This window comes from Streptomyces lacaronensis (assembly GCF_047337785.1).
GTDB classification, from domain to species: Bacteria; Actinomycetota; Actinomycetes; order Streptomycetales; family Streptomycetaceae; genus Streptomyces; species Streptomyces lycopersici.
Window position 1 is genome coordinate 856,068 of the sequence record NZ_JBLHDK010000003.1, and the last position, 5,222, is coordinate 861,289.

Consider the following 5,222-nt stretch of genomic DNA (forward strand, 5'->3'; position numbering starts at 1 on the left):
CGGGAAAGTCAACCAGAGGTTGGCGACCACTTGAGCAAGATCCTCGCCTCAACTTCGTATCGTCGCCTATGATTTCGACGATCCCTGCCCCATCCTCCACCCTCGAGCCACTGAGCCGGCGGGCACCACCACCAAGGCCAGGGATGCCAGGAGAGAGGCGGAGCACCACATGACCGATGAGTTCGGGATCGCCGGGAAGACGCTGCTCGTCACCGGCTCCGGCCGTAATCTCGGCAAGGCGATCGTCCTCGAGTTCGCCGCTCGCGGCGCGAACGTCGTCATCAACTCGAGGTCGAACGCGGACGAGGCCAACCAGGTCAAGGACGAGGCGGAAGCCCTCGGCGCGAAGGCCGTCGTCGTGCTCGGCGACGCGGCCGAGAAGTCGACGGTGCTGGAGTTGAAGTCCCGGGCGGAAAAGGCGTTCGGGCGCGTCGACATCTATGTGAGCAACGCCGCCCGGCGGCTGCACAAGGACTTCTGGGAGACGACGGACGAGGACTGGCACCACCACCTCAACCAGCAACTGACCGCGTCGTGGTACCTCGCCAAAGCGTTCGCGCCGGGGATGCGCGAGCGCGGCTGGGGCCGGATCGTGCACATGAACGGGCCGGACGGCTGGATCGGCGGCCCGACCCGGATCCCCCACTCCACCGCCAAGGGCGGATTGCGGACACTTACCCGCTCCCTGTCCCGCAGCCTCGGGCCGTTCGGGATCACGGTGAACGACATCAACCCGGGATTCGCCGAGACCGTCCGCGACCTGGAGACCCATCCGGGGATGACTCCCGGGCGGTCGGAGCGGTTCGCCCGGGAGACCGTCGCGATCAAGCGGCAGCCGCAGCCCGCGGAGATCGCCTGGGCGTGCGCGTTCCTCGCGGCCGAGCGGTCCGCGGCCATCACTGGCGCCGCCATTCACGTCGACGGCGGCCAGTTCATGATCGGCTGAGTGCCCGCGAAGGGCTCATCGGAAGCGTTTGCGGAAACCGGACAGCGCTACGTCCGGGTCCTGTGCCGCTGCCGAAACCATTGACGCGTATGTGTCCGCCAAAGCGGCCACGAGTTCCGGCTCGTAGACGCCCTCGGCCCAGCGCAGCACGCCGCTCAGCCCGTCCGGCCGGGGGGTGATGAACAGTTCCAGGTCGAAGTGGCTGCTCACACCGGCGGGGAAGGGCAGCGCCACCGCCTCCAGGCCGTTGAAGTCCGCCACGGCGGCGCCGTCCGCGTTCGGCGGCGTGGCCAGCATGTTGAACGCCACCTCGCCGGCCCGGGACACGGTCCGCGGCGTCGTGCCGGGGTGGGTCACCACATTGAAGACCGGGTACTCCTGGTGGGCCATCGCCTCCAGGGACGCGGTCCGGGTCAGCCGCAGCACGTCCCGGAACGTGGGCTCGGAGGGCAGGTCCACCCGCAGATAGGTCAGATTGGCGAACTGCCCGACGGTGTTCCAGGCCTCGGGGCGGATCCGGTTGGCGTGGATCGAGCAGACCACCAGCCCGAGTTCCTCGGTCGCCGCGTGCAGCACGCCGAACCACAGGGCCAGCAGCGCTGCGAACGACGTGGTGCGCTCGGCGGTGGCGAGCTCCCGCAGCGCGGCCACATCGTCGGCTGCGAACGCGATATCGACCACTCTGGACGGCGGCCGCCGCTCGCCGAACTTCTCCGCCCGCTGACGCAGCCCGGCCCACTTCAGCCGCGGCGCCTGCCGATCCCAGTACTCGGCGTGGCGACGGCCCGGCTCACCGGCCAGCCGTGCGTCCCGCCAGGCGTAGTAGTCGCCGGGCAACCACTCGACGGCGGGGAGCGGCTCGGTCGCCACACCGGTTTCGGCGTTGTAGAACCGGGCCAGGTCGCGGCGTATCAGGGCGTTCGACCACGCGTCGGTGACCCGGTGGTTCACGTTGATCAGCAGCAGATGCTCGGTGTCGGCCAGCCGGTACAGGTCGGCCGTGAGCGGCAGGCCGTCCGGGTCGAACATCTCTGCCATGCGCGCGGCGATCAGCCGCTCGGCCTCGGCCGGCTCGGACACGACGGTCTCGCTCAGCGGCAGGTGAACGCCGGGTGGCAGGACGTGTTCGCGCAGCCTCCGCAGACCGGCCCGCTCGTACGTGATCCGCAGCGACACGTGCCGGTCGACCACCCGGTCGAGCGCACGGCTGAGCGCGGCCCGGTCCAGTGGTCCACGGAACCGGTAGAGAATGGGCACGCTCATCAGGCCACCGGCGAGGACTTTGTCGTCCGGCACCATCAGCCGGTGCTTGTCCGACTCGGTCATCGGTCGGCTCCCCTCGTGGTGCCGGATGTCCGCTCGCCGATCGCCGCGGCCATCGCCTCGATGGTCGTGATGTCGGTGAAGAGCTCAGCCGGGGTGATGGCCACGCCGAGGCTGTCCTCGACCAGGCTCAGCAGCGCCATCCCCGCCATCGAGTCCCCTCCCAGGGCCATGAAGTCGTCGTCCACGCCGATGTCCTCCCGCTTGAGCACGAGCGACCACAGCCCCTTGACCATGGCCTCGACCGGCGTCCGGGGTGCGGTCCGCCCGTCCGATTCCGCCATCGGCTCGGCCGCGGTCAGCTCCTCGGCCAGCACATCGGCCAGCGAGCCACGCTGGATCTTGCCGGATTCGGCGACCGGGATGTCCGCGCGGCGCAGGAAGCACCGGGGAACTTTGACCGGGGCGAGCCGCTGCCCGAGGTACGCCCGGAACTCTTCGTCACCCAGCGTCGCTCCCGGCCTGAGGACGAGCACGGCACCGAGCTGTTCGTCGCGGACCGGGTCGGGGATGCCGAACGCGACCGCCTCGGCCACCGCGGGATGGTTCAACATCGCGGCCTCCACCTCGAACGGCGACACCTTCTCGCCGCCCACGTTGATCATCTCCTTGACCCGCCCGGTGATCAGGAACGAGCCGTCCGGCAGCAACCGGCCCAGGTCACCGGTGCGCAGCCAGCCGGCCCCTTCCGTGTCGCCGGCGGAGCCGCCGCGAACGAACGGGGACTCCAGGCCGGGCGGCCACACGTACCCGTGCATGACGTTGGCGCCGCGGATGACGATCTCGCCGGACGCGTCCGGCGCGGTGCTGACCTGGCCGTGCTGGTCGAGGACCGCGACCTCGGAGCCGGTGGGGACGAGCCCGGCGGCGCCCGGATCGCCCGGCAGCGGGGTCGAGGCGATCTGGTGCGCCTCGGACATCCCGTACGACTCGACCACCGGCAGGCCGTAGCCGGCCTCGAGCTCGGCCCGCAGACCCGCGGTCAGGGCTCCGGAGCCGCAGCGGACGAAGCGCAGCGGGCCGGGCCACTCGCGGTCCCGGGGGACGTGCCGCACCATCAGCCGGTGCATGGTCGGGGTGGCCGAGAGCCAGGTCGCCTCGCTGTCCAGCGCGTGCCGCAGTGCGGTGGCCGGGTCCGGGGCCGGCGCGCAGACGATGCTGCCGCCCGGGAGCAGCGAGGCGATCAGCGAACCGACCAGGCCCTGAACGTGGAAGAACGGCATGATGTTGAACCGGCGGTCGGAGTCGGTCAGGTGGTAGGCGTCCACCGTGGCCTGGGCGGCCGCGACCACACCGGCGGCGCTGAGGGACACGACCTTGCCGATGGAGGTCGTCCCCGAGGTCCGCAGCAGCACCGCCTCGTCCGGATACGGCCCGGTCGCCGCCGTTTCGGCCGGGCGGCCGCCGCCCTGCGGCTCCACCACCACGTCCTCGCCGGTGAACCGGAGCGTCACCGCCGGCGCTTTGGCCGCCGCCACCTGCTGCGGGGCGGCGGTTCCGGCTCCGTCGGCCAGTACGATCAGCGCGACGTCGAGCGTGTCCAGGTAGTCCTGGGTCTCGGCGGCCGACCAGAGCGGGTTGACCGGGCAGCACGCCGCGGCGGCGACCACGCCGAGCAGCAGCGCGGCGCTGTCGGCGTCCTCTCCGGGGACCACCGCGACCCGGTGCCCGGGGCGCACCCCCAGCCCGGTCAGCGCCGCGCGGACGGCGTGCATGCGGCCGGACAGGCCCCGGTAGCTCAGCCCGGCCGGTTCGCCCGGCACAATGATCGCGGGCGCGTCACCCCGGGTCTGCGCATGACGCTCAATGACCGCGAGCACCGGGCTGACGGCATCGAGGTTCGACATGGAACAACCTTTCCTTGGGCTTGGATCGTGGGTGAGTGCCTCGGTCATGCCGTCGCCGTCCGGTGGAACCGCAGGCCGGTGATCCGCGCGACCGGGGCGCCGTCGGCCGACACCAGGTCCAGGTCGCTCAGGTCCCCGCGAGCGCGCACCCGGCACCAGACCTCCGCCGGCACGTCGTCGAAGAGCTCGAGCCGCTCGGCCGCGGCCACGCTCCCCCCGGCGGCGGCCAGCCGGAGGCAGCCGTCGAGCACCTCGGCGGCGGAGTCGCCCATGACCTGGATCAGACCGCCGTCGGCGCGGTCCGGGAGGTCGTCGGCCGGTTGCGGTTCGGCGATCTCCGCATCCAGGTACGCCGTCCAGCCGGCACCGGACGCGCCGGACGCACGGACGTACCCGGCGATCCGCATCGGCACCGCACCGGTACGCACCGCGGTCTGCACCGCGGCCGGCCCCACCGACTCGGTGGCCGGCTCCGGGAAGACCAGGTCACGCAGCGCGGGCGGCGCACCGACGGCGCGAGCGGCGGCCACCGCCCAGTCGGCGCGCGCACCGGCGGACAGCACCGGTGTGACGTCCGTCCGGCCGAACCATTGCTGGGCGGGGTCGGCCAGTTCGACCGCCGTCCCGAGCAGCGGATGCGCCCCGGCCGCAGCCGGCGCGGACGGCCAGAAGCGACGGCGCTGGAACGGGTAGGTGGGCAGTCCGGCCCGGTGCCGACCGGAGCCGGCCGCCACCGCTGTCCAGTCCACCGACGCGCCGCCCACATAGGCCTCGGCCAGGAAGCTCAGCACGCGCGAGGCGTCGCCCTGGTCGCGCAGCAGCACGCTGGTCACCCAGCCCCGGTCGTCGACATCGGCCAGGACGCCGCTGACCGCCGGGCTGAGCACGCCGTCCGGGCCGGTCTCGAGGAAGCCGGTGACGCCCCGGTCGCGCAACAGCCGTACGCCGTCCTCCAGTCCGTCCGGTGCCTCGGCCGGGCGGCTCCAGTAGCCGGGGCTCGCGATCTCCGAGGGGTCGAGAAGCTTGCCGGTCACCGCGGAAACCACCGGAATGGACGGTGCGGAGAAGGTGATCTGCTCCACCGTCTCCCGCAGCCCGGTCTCGCC

At 72.1% G+C, this 5,222-nt stretch carries 3 protein-coding genes; 1 reads left to right on the plus strand and 2 read right to left on the minus strand.

What is annotated here, in order from left to right; translation table 11 throughout:
- The first annotated feature begins 169 nt into the window (after nucleotides 1-169).
- The gene (locus ACMTAK_RS04990) at nucleotides 170-946 is read left to right on the plus strand and encodes an SDR family NAD(P)-dependent oxidoreductase (RefSeq protein ID WP_413805004.1); all 777 of its coding nucleotides are present in this window, start codon (nucleotides 170-172) and stop codon (nucleotides 944-946) included.
- A gap of 15 nt (nucleotides 947-961) precedes the next feature.
- Here the strand turns inward: ACMTAK_RS04990 and ACMTAK_RS04995 are convergent, their stop codons facing one another.
- On the minus strand, nucleotides 962-2,272 hold the full coding sequence (locus ACMTAK_RS04995) for a condensation domain-containing protein (RefSeq protein ID WP_413805005.1): 1,311 nt from the start codon (nucleotides 2,270-2,272) through the stop codon (nucleotides 962-964).
- Nucleotides 2,269-4,116, minus strand: a complete 1,848-nt coding sequence (locus ACMTAK_RS05000) for a non-ribosomal peptide synthetase (RefSeq protein ID WP_413805006.1) — start codon at nucleotides 4,114-4,116, stop codon at nucleotides 2,269-2,271. The genes ACMTAK_RS04995 and ACMTAK_RS05000 overlap by 4 nt, the downstream gene beginning before the upstream one ends.
- Nucleotides 4,117-5,222 lie beyond the last annotated feature (1,106 nt).